Below are 13099 nucleotides of genomic sequence, written 5' to 3' on the forward strand. Positions count from 1 at the left end.
CCTGCGGTTACGCGGACGTTGTCCGCGATCGCGAGCATGGCTCGCTCCTACAGGTCTGCGCCGATCCCGCCCTTGTAGGAGCTGGCCATGCCTGCGACAGCCCGAGCTGCGGAGCATCAGGGTGCTCTGAGTAGGATGGCGTGGAGCGCAGCGATACCCACCAATCCGTGCGCCGACAGCATGGGTATCGCTCCGCTCCACCCATCCTACGTCGGGGTTACCGGCAGGCCGGGAATCAGGCTTCCTGCAGCGCGCGAGGGCGGTTGCTGCGGTCTTCGGCGTCGGCAGAAACCGCCTGCTGCAGCTGGAAGTTGAACTCGATCTCGGCGAAGCGCCCGTCCACACCGCGCGCCTGGGCGGCGGCCGCGTCCTCGACGAAACGCACCTCGCCGATCAGCCCGTCACGGGTGGCGTAGGCGAAGTCGTCCCACAGGTACTGATCACCGGCGAGGTTGATCTGCGTGGTCAGGTGACGATGCCCCGGCGCCGAAATGAAGAAATGGATGTGCGCCGGACGCTGGCCATGGCGGCCCAGCTGATCGAGCAGTTCCTGGGTCGGGCCGTCCGGCGGGCAGCCGTAACCGCTGGGCACGATGCTGCGGGCTTTGTAGCGGCCTTCGGCGTCGGTGACGATGCGCCGGCGCAGGTTGAACTCGGACTGGGTGCTGTCGAAGTAGGAGTAGGTGCCCTGGGTGTTGGCGTGCCAGAGGTCGACCACGGCGCCGGCCAGCGGCTTGCCCTGCGGGTCGAACACGCGGCCGGAGAGGAACATCACGGTACCCGCGTCCTTGCCGTCGTCCATCCGCGCCTCGCCTTCGGACAGCGGCGCGCCGGCCACATACAGCGGGCCTTCGATAGTGCGCGGGGTGCCGCCGCCGATGCCGGCGGCGGCGTCCTGGGCGTCCAGCAGCAGGTCAAGGTAGTGCTCCACGCCGAGGCCAGCAACGACCAGACCGGCTTCCTGGCGCGAGCCAAGACGGTTGAGGTAGTCCACCGCTTTCCAGAACTCGTCGGGGGTGACGTTCATGTCTTCGATCAGTTTGGCGGTGTCCTGCAGGATGCGCAGGACAAGGTTCTTCACCCGTGGGTTGCCCGCATCGTTCAGGGCGCCGCTGGCTTCTTCGAAGAACCTCTGGATGTCGGCAGTCTGGGAAATCTTCAGGGTCACGGTGATTACCTCGTTCTTGTTGTTAGACAGGGATCAACTGGCGCAGCGCACGGCCTCGCGGTCTACGCGATGGAAGACGCGGTTGAAGTACACCAGGCTGTCCTGGCGCTCGCGCACCGCGACCTTTTCCAGCTCGACGAACATCACCGTGTGCGAGCCGACTTCCTTGCAGTCGCTGATCCGCCCTTCCAGGCTGACCAGTGCCTGACGCAGCACCGGCAGGCCGGCGTAACCGTCGTCCCAGAGGTCCCAGGTGAAGCGCTCTTCCATGGACACCTTGGTCATCCCGGCGAAGTGCTTGGCCAGCTCTTCCTGCTCGCCGCACAGCACGTTGACGCACAGGTGGCCGTTGCTGCGGAACACGTCGTGGGTGGCGCTGCCGCGGTTGACGCAGACCAGCACGGTGGGCGGCGAGTCGGTGACCGAGCAGACCGCGCTGGCGGTGATGCCGCAGCGACCTTCCGGGCCGTTGGTGGTGATGATGTTCACCGCCGCCGGCAGCTGCGCCATGGCGTTGCGGAAGTCGATCTGGGTCTGGCTGAGGGTGTTGGCCATTTCTTCGCTCCTGTTTGCCGGAGTGGCATGTGCTGGAGTGGCCGGCACGCCCGGCCTTTCTTGTAGGGGGCCAGCGTAGGGCAGCACGGCGGCGCGCCATATTCAGACGATCACCACGCTTTGCGGTGGTGGCCGCTAGTCATCTAGGTGGTTTCTTTATCGTCAGCACCGGCGACTATGGGTATGCTCCGGGCATGCCATTCCGACGACCGCGGCAAAAGCCCGGCGTACGCGGCCTACGTGCAGCTTCACAACGATAAGAAAGAAAGTGGCAACGCCTGATGGAAGCTAGAAAACCCGTGGTCTACATCGTCGACGACGACAAGGACCTGCGCACCTCCCTCGCCTGGCTGCTCGAATCGGTCAGCATCGAATCGCTCTGTTACGGCGGCGCCGAGGAATTCCTGCGCGAATACGACCCCAGACTCCCCGCCTGCCTGGTCCTCGACGTGCGCATGCCCGAGACCAGCGGCTTCCAGCTGCAGGAGATGCTCAACGACAGGGGCATCAACCTGCCGACCATCTTCGTCACCGCCCACGGCGATATCCCGATGTCGGTGAAGGCGATGAAGAACGGCGCGCTGGATTTCGTCGAGAAGCCCTACAACCCGCAGCAGATGCTGGATCGCATCCAGGCCGCGCTGAAAAGCGCAGTGCAGGTGCACGCGGGCCAGGAGCAGAAGCAGAACCTGCAGCACAAGCTCGACCTGCTCACCGGGCGGGAGCGGGAAATCCTGATGATGGTGGTGGACGGCAAGGCCAGCAAGGTCATTGCCCGCGAACTGAACATCAGCGTCAAGACGGTCGATGTGCACCGCACCAAGATCAAGGAGAAGATGGGCGTCAGCAGCATCGCCATGCTGGTGCGCGAGGTGCTCAACGTGCCGGTGGAAGAGTCGCGCCCCTGAGCGGGGCGCAATCTTGTCGATAAATCAACCTGTCGATCAGTCGACGCGCTCGCCGCACAGGTCGAGCGCGAACAGGCGCTCCACTTCCGCAGCCGGCAAGCCGCAGCCCAGCAGGCTGAACAGCTTGCCCAGCGCCGCTTCGCGGGTCATGCCGCCACCGGACACCAGCCCGGCGTCGCGCAGGCGACTGCCGGCGGCGTAGATATCGAAGGCAACGTGGCCCTGCGGGCACTGGCTGATCGCTGCCAGTACGACGCCACGGGCATGGGCTTCGCGCAGCGCGGCCAGCAGCTCTTCATTGTCCGAAGGGCCGGTGCCGCTACCGAAGCACTCCAGCAGCAGCGCCCGTACACCACTACCCAGCAGCGCGCGCAGGTGCTCGGCACGCAGGCCGGGAAACAGCGGCAGCACCGCGAGATTCACCGCTTGGCGCGGCTGGCGGTAGCTCAGCTCGGCAGGCAGCGATTGCGCGCGCTCGCCCTGACGCTCGCGCGGCAGGACCGCGAACGCATCGAAAGCATCGCTGCGCAGCTTGGTCACCCGGGCGCCATGCATCAGCTCGCCATTAAAATACAGCCAGACGCCCGGCTCCACACCGGCTTCCAGCGCCTTCAGTGCGCCGAGCAGGTTGCCCGGCGCATCGCTGCCCGGCGCGCCCATGGGCTGCATGGAGCCCGTCAGGATCAGCGGGACATCCAGCCCCAGCAGCAGGAAGGACAGTGCAGCGGCGCTGTAGGCCAGGGTATCGGTGCCATGCAGTACCAGCACGCCGTCATGGCCACCCTGCTCCACCGCATGGACGATGGCGTCGCGCATGGCCAGCCAGTTGGCCTGGGTCATGTTGGCGCTGTCGAGCAGCGGTTGCAGTTCGGCGAAGGACCAGTCCAGGCGAATCTCGCCGTGGACTTGCAGTTGTTCGCGCATGCGAGCTTCGAATCCGCCAGCCGGCGCCAGGCCTTCGGCGGTCTGCAGCATGCCGATGGTGCCGCCGGTATAGAGGACGAAGAGGTTCTTCACTCGACGCATGCCAGTGCTCTTGTAGGAAAGTTCACAGGATAAACCGCGAGGCCGGGAGAAGTCCCGGCCTCGCGTGTCAGACCTTGGTCCGAGGATCAGCCCTGGGCCGGCAGGCTGCCGTGGGCCGGTGCGGTCGAGTTGATCTTGTGGGCATCGCGCCAGGCATCGTGGTCGATGTCCAGGTCGGCGAACTTGCTGGCGTCGAACACCGGGCGCTCGATGCCGGCGGCGCGCTGCTCGTCGTAGTCGCGCATCACCCGCAGGCCGGTCTTGATCAGCATCGCCAGGGCCACCAGGTTGACGAAGGCCAGGCAGGTCATGGTGATGTCGGCGAAGGCGAACACGGTGCCCAGGTTCTGCATCGAGCCCCAGAGGATCAGGCCCAGCACCAGCACGCGGAAGGCGATCAGCGCGGAGCGGCTGCGGCCGACGATGAACTGCAGGGCGTTCTCGCCGAGGTAGTAGTTGTAGGTGATGCAGGTGAACACGAACAGCGACAGCGCGACGCTGACAAAGATGCGGCCCCAGTCACCGACCACGGCGGCCAGAGAGTTCTGCGTCAAGGTGATGCCGTCGCCTTCGAAGCCGGGGGTGTAGAAGCCCGAGAGCAGGATCAGCAGCGCGGTGCAGGTGCAGATGACGAAGGTGTCGAGGAACACGCTGAACGCCTGGACCACGCCCTGGGACGCCGGGTGGCGCACGGCGGCAACGGCGGCCACGTTCGGCGCACTGCCCAGGCCCGCTTCGTTGGCGAACACGCCACGCTTCACGCCCATCACGATGGCGCTGCCCAGCAGGCCGGCGAAGGCCGGTTCCAGGCCGAAGGCGCTCTTCACGATGGTGCTCAGCATGCCCGGCACCAGCTCGATCTGGGTGACGATCACGTACAGGGTCACGGCGATGTAGGCCAGGGTCTTCACCGGTACCAGCAGGTCGGAGACCGCAGCGATGCGCTGGATGCCACCGAAGAACACCACGGCCAGCAGCACGGCCAGGGCGATGCCCGAGTACAGCACCGGGATGTCGAAGGCGTTCTGCAGCGAGTGGGTCACGGTGAAGGCCTGCAGGCCGTTGAAGGCGAAGCCGTAGGTGACCAGCAGCAGGACCGCGAAGGTCATGGCCATCCAGCGCAGCTTCAGGCCGTGCTGGATGTAGTAGGCCGGGCCGCCGCGGTACAGGCCGTCGCCGTCGCTGCGCTTGTAGACCTGGGCCAGGGTGCACTCGAAGAAGCTGCTGGACATGCCCACCAGCGCGGTGACCCACATCCAGAACACGGCGCCGGGGCCGCCCAGGGTCACGGCGATGCCGACACCGGCGATGTTGCCGGCGCCCACGCGACCAGCCAGTGACAGCATCAGCGCCTGGAACGAGCTCAGCTGGCCGGATTGGCCGCGGATCGATTCCTTGAACACGCCAAACATGTGGCCGAAGTGACGGAACTGGACGAAACGGGAGCGGATGGTGAAGTACGCACCGAGTCCTACGATGAGGACGATGAGGACTTTCCCGGAGAGGAAATCGTTGATCGCGTCGAGCATGTGCTGGGGCCTCGATTGTTATTGTGGGAGCACGGACCTGGGGCTGGTCCGTTCACTGGGGCGCATGGTTGCGCCCGAAGCCTCCCGAAACAATTTCGCGGCTTGCTACGAATTGATGCTACCTGACGCTATAATTGCGCCAGTCGCATCACCTGGACCTGGTACCAATGTCCGAAAACCTCGGCCCCAACCTCAAGCTGCTTTGTGCGCACTACCGCTCTATCTCGGAGGTTTGCCGCAAGCTTTCGATCAATCGCGCGCAGTTCAACAAGTACCTCGGCGGGCAGAGCCAACCCACTCCATTCAACCTCAAGAAGATTGGAGATTTCTTCGGCGTCGAGGACTACGAGCTGCAATTGCCGCCGGAGCAGTTCGCCCGCCTGATCGGCGCCCGGGGCACATCGCCGGCCAACGTGCAGCGCGACGACCCGTTGCTGGAGATGCTGCGCCCGCTGCGCGACCACGCGGGCAACCTGTCGCGCTACTGCGGCTACTACTTCGAGTATTCCAACTGCATGTCGGTGCCGGGGTCGATCCTGCTGTCGCTGGTGCACCTGTACGAACAGGACGGCAACTTCCTCTTCGAACGCCAGGAACGCCAGGAACGCTCCAGCAGTACCGACGTGCAGGCCGAGGACTGGGTACGTTGCCGCTACCTGGGAGCGGCCTTCCAGCTGCAGGACCGGCTGTTCCTGATGGACTACGAGTCGCTCACCGTCAACGAGATGAGCCAGACCATCCTCATTCCCAGCTTCAAGAGCCGCATCACCCGCCTGAACGGCCTGAAGACCGGCGTCTCCAGCGGCGATCGGCGCACCCCGGCGTGCACCCGCGTGGTCTGGGAGTACCTGGGGCCGGAGATCAACCGCATCAGCGCCTATCGCCAGGTGAAGCTGTACCAGCCGGACGACCCGCGTATCGACGATGACGTACGCCTGCGCCTGCAGGCCGGGCCGATCCGCCACGGCCTGTTCGAAATCGAATGATCCTGACCGGGTAGGAATCTACCTTTTGCGGCTCTGCAGCCAGGCCGCCGCCAGCCCGCTGCCGCAGATCACCGCGATTCCCAGCAGCGCCGACGGCTCCGGCGTATGGCCGAAGATCACGAAGCCCAGCAGCCCGGCGAAGACGATCTGGCAATAACTGAAGGGTGCCAGCAACGCGGGCGCGGCATGCCTGAAGGCCTGGGTCAGGAACAGGTGCGCGGTCATCCCGCAAGTGCCCAGGGCCAGCATCATCAGGCCATGCACCAGCCCCGGCCATTGCCAGAAGAACGGCACCAGCGCACTGACGATCAGGGTATTGCACAGCCCGGCAAAGAAGTTGCTGGTGGTCGGGCTGTCCACCTGGCTGAGCTTGCGCGTCAGCAACTGGTAGAAGCTGAAGCACAGCGCCGAGCCGAACGGCAGCAGCACCGCCGGGGTGAACAGGTCGCCACCGGGATGGACGATGATCAGCACACCGCTGAAGCCGACCAGCACCGCCGCCCATTGCCCGAAGGTCACCCGCTCGCCCAGCAGCGGCACCGACAGCGCCGTCACCAGCAGCGGTGCGAGGAAGTTCACCGAGGTCGCCTCGGCCAGCGGGATGTACTGCAGACCCGTGGTGAACAGGAAGCTGGTACCCAGCAGGCACAGCGCGCGCGCCGTCTGCAGGAACGGGTGGCGGGTGCGCAGCACCGCAAGGCCGGCACGCGGCAGGAAGATGCCCGCCATCAGCAGCGTGTGCACCACATAGCGCGCCCACACCACCATGACGATCGGATAGATGCTCGCCAGGTACTTGGACAGGGCGTCATGGCTGGAGAACAGGAAGGTCGCCAGGACGATGAGCAGGATGCCCTTGAAGGGCTGGTGGACGCCGGACAACGGCGATTGGCGGGTACTCATCGACTCATGGAATCACTGGGCAGAAAGGTTGGCGCAAGCGACTCGACAGCCTAGCAAGCTGTGCCGGGGAAACAATCCATCCCCCGCCTGCGCGCGGACCTTGCGGGTCCGCTGGAAGGCCGGGCGCTACGAGTCCCGCACGGCGTTGTGCGAGCCATGCTACGCGGAATCGCCCTACACAAATGTTCCATTTGGTTAATTCATGTTCGAACAGCGAACAGTTACGCCCTGGGCGAATTGCGGCGAGTCTTCGGGGAGCACCACTATGGGCCCAGCCGCCGCCCCGATGCGGCGCCAACAACTATAAGAAAGGTCCGTTCACATGCTCACGCTCTCCCTGGCACGCCTGCGCGCGTGCATCACCGCCGCCGCTGTTCCCCGCATTTCTGTTGCACCTGGCTGATCGCCTGACCCACGCCATCTGATCGCTTCCGCCCGTCATCCGCTGCTCCCGCCAGAGCCGTGCGGAGGCCCCCGCTCGCCCCGAACAACGACAAGAATGCCGAGGGAACACCCATGCTCCGTCACCTGTCTCGCCTGGCTGCAGGCGCCTGCCTGCTGCCCGCCCTGCCCGTCCTGGCCCATGCCGACGAAGGCGGCTTCCTCGAAGACGCCAAGGCCAGCCTGCTACTGCGCAATTTCTACATCAACCGCAACTACGTCGGCGAAGCCCGGCAGAACAAGGCAGAGGAATGGACCCAGAGCTTCATCCTCGATGCCCGCTCCGGCTACACCCAGGGCACCGTCGGGCTAGGCCTGGACGTGCTCGGCCTGTACAGCCTGAAGCTCGACGGCGGAAAGGGCACGGCCGGCACCCAGCTGCTGCCGACCCACGACGATGGCCGCCCCGCCGACGATTTCGGGCGCCTGGCGGTCGCCGGCAAGGCCAAGGTATCGAAGACCGAACTCAAGGCCGGCGAATGGATGGTGGTGCTGCCGATCCTCCGCTCGGACGACGGCCGCTCGCTACCGCAGACCTTCCAGGGCGCGCAGGTCACCTCGAAGGAAATCGCCGGCCTGACCCTCTACGGCGGCCAGTTCCGCCAGAACAGCCCGCGCAACGATGCGAGCATGGAAGACCTGTCGCTGTTCAACCGCCCGGCCTTCACCTCGGATCGCTTCAACTTCGCCGGTGGCGAATACCGCTTCAACGGCGACCGCACCCTGGTCGGCCTGTGGAGTGCGCAACTGAAGGACATCTACCAGCAACAGTACCTGCAACTGCAGCACAGCCAGCCACTGGGCGACTGGGTACTCGGTGCGAATATCGGCTACTTCTGGGGCAAGGAGGACGGCAGCGCCCGCGCTGGCGACCTCGACAACCGCACTTTCTCCGGATTGTTCTCGGCGAAGTACGGCGCAAGCACCTTCTACCTCGGCCTGCAGAAGGTCATGGGCGAGGACGAGTGGTTCCGCGTCAACGGCACCAGCGGCGGCACCCTGGCCAATGACAGCTACAACGCCAGCTACGAGAGCGCGAAGGAACATTCCTGGCAGCTGCGCCACGACTACGACTTCGCCGCCTTCGGCATGCCCGGCCTGACCCTGATGAACCGCTACATCCAGGGCCGCAACGTGCACAACAGCAGCACCGACGATGGTCGTGAGTGGGGTCGCGAGAGCGAACTGGGGTACACCGTGCAGAGCGGCACCTTCAGGACGCTGAACGTCAAATGGCGCAACTCCACCCTGCGCCGCGACTGGGGCGGCACCAACAGCTTCGACGAGAACCGGCTGATCATCAGTTATCCGTTGTCGCTGCTGTGAACCGCGCCACCGCCGATACTCCCGGCAACCGTAGGAGCGGACTCCGTCCGCGATGACTTCCCCCAACTCCCGGGCCAGTCGGAGCGGCGACGAAACGATCGCGGACGGAGTCCGCTCCTACGCCAGGAATTGCCAGCTTTGTAGGAGCACCCATGAAAAAGCCCCGGCATGCCGGGGCTTTTTCATTCAGCTGCGATTATTGGCCGCCCGGCTTCTCGGCGTCTTCCGCCTCGATCTCTTCCAGCGCCAGTTCCAACCCCCAGCTGGAGGCCTCCACCGGCTGGGCGGCCACGGGAGGTGCAACCGGAGCCGGCGCGGCTGGCTTGGACGCCGCGGGCGTGGCCGCACTGCCGACGCTACCGGGGTTGTCCTTGTAGAGCTTGAGCTTCAGGCGCAGGTTGTTCGCCGAGTCGGCGTTCTTCACCGCCTCTTCCTCGGTGATCGCCCCTTCCACCGCGAGGTCGAACAGCGCCTGGTCGAAGGTCTGCATGCCCAGGGCGCGGGACTTGTCCATGATCTCCTTGATCGAGCTGAAGTCGCCGCGCTTGATGATGTCGCTGATGGTCGCCGTGCCCAGCAGCACCTCCACCGCCGCGCGGCGTTTGCCGTCCTGGGTACGCACCAGGCGCTGGGAGACGAAGGCCTTGAGGTTGTTGCCCAGGTCATTGAGCAACTGCGGCCGGCGCTCTTCGGGGAAGAAGTTGATGATGCGGTCCAGCGCCTGGTTGGCGTTGTTCGCGTGCAGCGTGGAGATCGCCAGGTGGCCGGTGTCAGCAAAGGCCAGCGCGTGCTCCATGGTCTCGCGGTCACGGATCTCGCCGATCAGGATCACATCCGGCGCCTGGCGCAGGGTGTTCTTCAGCGCGGCGTGGAAGCTGCGGGTGTCCACGCCCACCTCACGCTGGTTGATGATCGACTTGCGGTGCCGGTGCACATACTCGATGGGGTCTTCGATGGTGATGATGTGGCCGCCGCTGTTGCGGTTGCGGTGGTCGATCAGCGCTGCCAGGGAGGTGGACTTGCCCGAGCCGGTACCGCCGACGAAGAGCACCAGGCCACGCTTCTCCATCACCACCTTGAGCAGCACTTCGGGCAGGTTCAGGTCGGCGAACAGCGGGATATCCAGCTTGATGTTCCGCGCCACGATGGACACTTCGTTGCGCTGCTTGAACAGGTTGATACGGAAGCGGCCGACGCCGGGTACGGAAATCGCCAGGTTCATCTCCAGCTCACGGTCGAACTCCGCGCGCTGCTCCTCGTCCATCAGCCCGTAGCCGATGCGGGCGACGTCGCCGGCCTTCATCGGTTCGTTGGTCAGGGGCTTGAGGACACCGTTGAACTTGGCGCAAGGCGGAGCGCCGGTGGACAGGTAAAGATCCGAACCATCCTGGGTGGCCAGGATCTTGAGCATCGCTTGGATATCCATTGAACTGCATCCGTACGCAAGGTGGCGGCGGACGCTGTCTGTAAGCAGCGTCCTATAGATAAGAATTTGCTTATTGACTCTATGGAGCGCTCCTGCGCCAGACAATGCAACCCATCGCGAAATGCGACCTGTGTCACTGCTGCCGTACAATGCCGCCCAGACGCTTTCATTCAAGGACACAACCAATGCCCGTCGCCATGGCCCGCCACATCCTGGTCAAGACCGCTGCCGAAGCCGAGCAGATCAAGCAGCGCCTGGCCAAGGGCGAGGATTTCGCCGCCCTGGCGCGCAAGCACTCCACCTGCGCCTCCGGCAAGCGCGGCGGCGACCTGGGCGAGGTGCGCCGCGGCCAGATGGTCCGCAGCATCGACCAGGTGATCTTCAAGAAGCCGGTCGGGGTGGTTCACGGGCCGGTCAAAAGCCAGTTCGGCTACCATCTGGTCGAGGTATATTTCCGTGACTGACTGAATGCGCGAGTCAACGAAGGAACGCACGCCCATGACGCCACAACAGATCGCCCGCTTCTGCCTGGAGCTGCCCGGCGCCCGCGAAGACATCAAGTGGGGCAGCAATCGGGTGTTCTCGGTGGCCGGCAACAAGATGTTCGCGATCCTCGACTTTCTCGACAGCGGTAATGGCGGCCTGGCCTTCAAGGTCGGCCCGGAGCTGTTCCTGGGCTACGTCGACCGCCCCGGCATCCGCCCGGCGCCGTATCTGGCGCGGGCCTTCTGGATTGCCATGCAACGTCCCTACCCCATGGGCGATGCCGAACTGCGCGAAGCGCTGACCCGCTCGCACCAACTGGTGGTCGCCCGCCTGCCCAAGCGCCAGCGCCTGGGCCTCGTGCTGGAGGCACCATGATGCGTACGCTGACCTGGGAGGGCATCTGGCACGCACCGACGGCCAGCTGGGAGTCGCTGCAACTGGGCGAGCACCGCGCCGAGAGCCAGCTGCGCGCCATCGATGAAGCAGGCGGGCCGTCCTATCAGCTCGACTACCAGCTGGACTGGGATGACCACTGGCGCCTGCGCGAAGCGCGTTTCAGCGTGGAAAGGGCCCACGGTACACATCAGTTGCACCTGCTGACCGACGGCGAGGGCCACTGGCGGAACGCCGAGGGTGACTCACTGAAGGAACTGGAGGGCTGCCTGGACATCGACATCTGGCCATCACCCTTTACCAACACCTTCCCCATCCGCCGCCTGCACCTGGCAGACGGTGAGCGCCGGGAACTGGCGGTGGTCTATCTGGAGGCGCCCAGGCTCAAGCCGGTGCGGATGCGCCAGGGCTACACGCGGCTCGATGCGCATCACTATCTCTATGAGAACCTGGAAGGCACGGACTTCCAGGCACGGCTGACAGTGGATGACGAAGGGCTGGTGATCGATTACCCCACCCTGTTCCGCCGGGTCTGATCTGCAGGAGCGGGTATCGCGCGCTCCTGCAGGCCGGGGTCCGACAAAGGTAGTTCGTTAGCTAGCTTTCCTACATGCCAGACGCGGTCCATCATGTAGGACCACTCGCCGTACCGAACCACTGCACATGTCCGCCGATTCCCGCCCATCTTCGTCCACCACCCTGCAGGTGGTGTCCGTCGTGCTTTTCACCTTCATCGCCTACCTGACCATCGGCATCCCGCTGGCCGTGCTGCCCGGCTACGTGCACAGCGACCTGGGTTTCGGCTCGGTAATGGCCGGTCTGGTCATCAGCATCCAGTACCTCGCCACCCTTCTCACCCGACCGTACGCCGGCAAGGTCATCGACACCCTCGGGCCCAAGCGCGCCGTGCTCTACGGCATGCTCGGCTGTGCGTGCAGCGGCGCGCTGATGCTCGGCTCCTGGGCGATGCAGGGTCTGCCATTGCTCAGCCTCGGCCTATTGATGGTCGCGCGTCTGGTGCTGGGTACCTCGGAAAGTCTGGTCGGCAGCGCCTCGATCGCCTGGGGCATTGACCGCGTTGGCGCCGCGAACACCGCAAAAGTCATCTCCTGGAACGGCATCGCCAGCTATGGCGCCCTCGCCATCGGCGCACCGCTCGGCGTGCTGATGGTCGGCCAGCTCGGGCTGGCCAGCCTGGGCGGCAGTGTCGTCCTGCTGGCCGCACTGGGTTTCGCCCTGGCCTGGCCCAAGCGTGCGGCCGCTTTGGTGCATGGCGAACGCATGCCCTTCCACCACGTGCTCGGCCGGGTACTCCCCCACGGCATGGGTCTGGCGCTGGGCGGCATCGGCTTTGGCACCATCGCCACCTTCATCACGCTGTATTACGCCAGCCTTGGCTGGAAGGACGCGGTCTACTGCCTGACCGCCTTCGGCGGCTGCTTCATCGGCGCGCGCCTGCTGTTCGCCAATGCCATCAACCGCCACGGCGGCTTCCGCGTCGCCATCGCCTGTCTGTCGGTGGAAAGCCTCGGCCTGCTCCTGCTGTGGAGCGCACCGACGCCCTGGATCGCCCTGGCCGGCGCGGCGCTGACGGGCTTCGGGTTCTCCCTCGTATTCCCCGCACTGGGCGTGGAAGCGGTAGGCCTGGTGCCCGCCTCCAGCCGAGGCGCCGCGCTGGGCGCCTATTCGCTGTTCATCGATGTGTCCCTGGGCGTTACCGGGCCGCTGATGGGCGCCGTCGCCAACGGCTTTGGCTTCGGCTCGATCTTCCTCTGCGCCGCACTCGCAGCATTCAGCGGGCTGATCCTCAGCCTCTGGCTGTTCCAGCGCTCGTTCTCGCGCTGACGCCGCGGGCGCGGCAATCCGACGCGACTTCGCCCATCCCCCGCGAGCCGCCGCGATCCGGCGGCCAAAACCGTTGATCAAGTAAACATGACGGACGCATGACAGGG

At 65.2% G+C, this 13099-nt stretch carries 13 protein-coding genes; 7 read left to right on the forward strand and 6 right to left on the reverse strand.

The window, feature by feature from the left end; genetic code table 11:
* Positions 1-235: 235 nt before the first annotated feature.
* Both catA and hpaC read right to left on the reverse strand, forming a co-directional pair.
* A complete protein-coding gene (catA, locus tag J2T47_RS12180; protein ID WP_253446651.1) occupies positions 236-1168 on the reverse strand; it encodes a catechol 1,2-dioxygenase in 933 nt (310 codons plus the stop codon).
* A 33-nt stretch (positions 1169-1201) separates the two neighbouring features.
* The gene (gene hpaC, locus J2T47_RS12185; RefSeq protein ID WP_081519852.1) at positions 1202-1723 is read right to left on the reverse strand and encodes a 4-hydroxyphenylacetate 3-monooxygenase, reductase component; all 522 of its coding nucleotides are present in this window, start codon (positions 1721-1723) and stop codon (positions 1202-1204) included.
* Positions 1724-2004: 281 nt separating this feature from the next.
* On the opposite strand from hpaC, the gene J2T47_RS12190 reads away from it, so the two are divergent.
* Positions 2005-2631 carry a response regulator transcription factor gene (locus J2T47_RS12190; protein WP_253446654.1) on the forward strand — a complete coding sequence of 209 codons (627 nt, stop codon included), beginning with the start codon at positions 2005-2007 and terminating at the stop codon, positions 2629-2631.
* 36 nt (positions 2632-2667) lie between these two features.
* On the opposite strand, the gene J2T47_RS12195 is transcribed toward J2T47_RS12190, so the two are convergent.
* Together J2T47_RS12195 and J2T47_RS12200 are read right to left on the reverse strand one after the other, a co-directional pair.
* The gene (locus J2T47_RS12195; protein WP_253446658.1) at positions 2668-3657 is read right to left on the reverse strand and encodes an asparaginase; all 990 of its coding nucleotides are present in this window, start codon (positions 3655-3657) and stop codon (positions 2668-2670) included.
* Between the two features lie 86 nt (positions 3658-3743).
* Positions 3744-5186, reverse strand: a complete 1443-nt coding sequence (locus J2T47_RS12200; protein WP_253446671.1) for an alanine/glycine:cation symporter family protein — start codon at positions 5184-5186, stop codon at positions 3744-3746.
* 167 nt (positions 5187-5353) lie between these two features.
* Here J2T47_RS12200 and J2T47_RS12205 point away from each other — a divergent pair, with 167 nt between their 5' ends.
* Positions 5354-6172, forward strand: coding sequence for a helix-turn-helix domain-containing protein (locus J2T47_RS12205; RefSeq protein WP_253446674.1), 819 nt, complete (start codon positions 5354-5356; stop codon positions 6170-6172).
* Positions 6173-6190: 18 nt separating this feature from the next.
* Here J2T47_RS12205 and J2T47_RS12210 read toward each other — a convergent pair whose 3' ends face one another.
* A complete protein-coding gene (locus J2T47_RS12210) occupies positions 6191-7075 on the reverse strand; it encodes a DMT family transporter (RefSeq protein ID WP_253446677.1) in 885 nt (294 codons plus the stop codon).
* Between the two features lie 516 nt (positions 7076-7591).
* Between J2T47_RS12210 and J2T47_RS12215 the strand changes: the two genes are divergently transcribed.
* Complete coding sequence (locus J2T47_RS12215; RefSeq protein WP_253446680.1) at positions 7592-8842, forward strand: OprD family porin; 1251 nt, start codon at positions 7592-7594, stop codon at positions 8840-8842.
* 196 nt (positions 8843-9038) lie between these two features.
* Here the strand turns inward: J2T47_RS12215 and J2T47_RS12220 are convergent, their stop codons facing one another.
* Positions 9039-10268 carry a PilT/PilU family type 4a pilus ATPase gene (locus tag J2T47_RS12220; protein WP_253446683.1) on the reverse strand — a complete coding sequence of 410 codons (1230 nt, stop codon included), beginning with the start codon at positions 10266-10268 and terminating at the stop codon, positions 9039-9041.
* A 185-nt stretch (positions 10269-10453) separates the two neighbouring features.
* Here J2T47_RS12220 and J2T47_RS12225 point away from each other — a divergent pair, with 185 nt between their 5' ends.
* From J2T47_RS12225 to J2T47_RS12240, 4 genes are all read left to right on the forward strand, one after another.
* A complete protein-coding gene (locus J2T47_RS12225; RefSeq protein WP_253446686.1) occupies positions 10454-10732 on the forward strand; it encodes a peptidylprolyl isomerase in 279 nt (92 codons plus the stop codon).
* Between the two features lie 34 nt (positions 10733-10766).
* Positions 10767-11129 (forward strand): MmcQ/YjbR family DNA-binding protein, encoded by a 363-nt coding sequence (locus J2T47_RS12230; RefSeq protein WP_253446689.1) that lies wholly within the window; start codon positions 10767-10769, stop codon positions 11127-11129.
* Positions 11126-11683, forward strand: a complete 558-nt coding sequence (locus tag J2T47_RS12235; protein WP_253446692.1) for a putative glycolipid-binding domain-containing protein — start codon at positions 11126-11128, stop codon at positions 11681-11683. Before J2T47_RS12230 ends, J2T47_RS12235 begins: the two co-directional genes overlap by 4 nt.
* A 127-nt stretch (positions 11684-11810) precedes the next feature.
* Positions 11811-12992, forward strand: a complete 1182-nt coding sequence (locus tag J2T47_RS12240; protein ID WP_253446695.1) for an MFS transporter — start codon at positions 11811-11813, stop codon at positions 12990-12992.
* Positions 12993-13099 lie beyond the last annotated feature (107 nt).

The sequence above is a fragment of the Pseudomonas nitroreducens genome (assembly GCF_024170165.1).
Lineage (GTDB): Bacteria > Pseudomonadota > Gammaproteobacteria > Pseudomonadales > Pseudomonadaceae > Pseudomonas > Pseudomonas nitroreducens_C.

What these genes read in the sequence shown, in the direction of transcription:
- hpaC (WP_081519852.1), bottom strand. Translation starts at nt 1,723, where the DNA reads ATGGCCAACACCCTCAGCCAGACCCAGATCGACTTCCGCAACGCCATG.
- J2T47_RS12190 (WP_253446654.1), top strand. Translation starts at nt 2,005, where the DNA reads ATGGAAGCTAGAAAACCCGTGGTCTACATCGTCGACGACGACAAGGAC.
- J2T47_RS12195 (WP_253446658.1), bottom strand. Translation starts at nt 3,657, where the DNA reads ATGCGTCGAGTGAAGAACCTCTTCGTCCTCTATACCGGCGGCACCATC.
- J2T47_RS12200 (WP_253446671.1), bottom strand. Translation starts at nt 5,186, where the DNA reads ATGCTCGACGCGATCAACGATTTCCTCTCCGGGAAAGTCCTCATCGTC.
- J2T47_RS12205 (WP_253446674.1), top strand. Translation starts at nt 5,354, where the DNA reads ATGTCCGAAAACCTCGGCCCCAACCTCAAGCTGCTTTGTGCGCACTAC.
- J2T47_RS12210 (WP_253446677.1), bottom strand. Translation starts at nt 7,075, where the DNA reads ATGAGTACCCGCCAATCGCCGTTGTCCGGCGTCCACCAGCCCTTCAAG.
- J2T47_RS12215 (WP_253446680.1), top strand. Translation starts at nt 7,592, where the DNA reads ATGCTCCGTCACCTGTCTCGCCTGGCTGCAGGCGCCTGCCTGCTGCCC.
- J2T47_RS12220 (WP_253446683.1), bottom strand. Translation starts at nt 10,268, where the DNA reads ATGGATATCCAAGCGATGCTCAAGATCCTGGCCACCCAGGATGGTTCG.
- J2T47_RS12225 (WP_253446686.1), top strand. Translation starts at nt 10,454, where the DNA reads ATGCCCGTCGCCATGGCCCGCCACATCCTGGTCAAGACCGCTGCCGAA.
- J2T47_RS12230 (WP_253446689.1), top strand. Translation starts at nt 10,767, where the DNA reads ATGACGCCACAACAGATCGCCCGCTTCTGCCTGGAGCTGCCCGGCGCC.
- J2T47_RS12235 (WP_253446692.1), top strand. Translation starts at nt 11,126, where the DNA reads ATGATGCGTACGCTGACCTGGGAGGGCATCTGGCACGCACCGACGGCC.
- J2T47_RS12240 (WP_253446695.1), top strand. Translation starts at nt 11,811, where the DNA reads ATGTCCGCCGATTCCCGCCCATCTTCGTCCACCACCCTGCAGGTGGTG.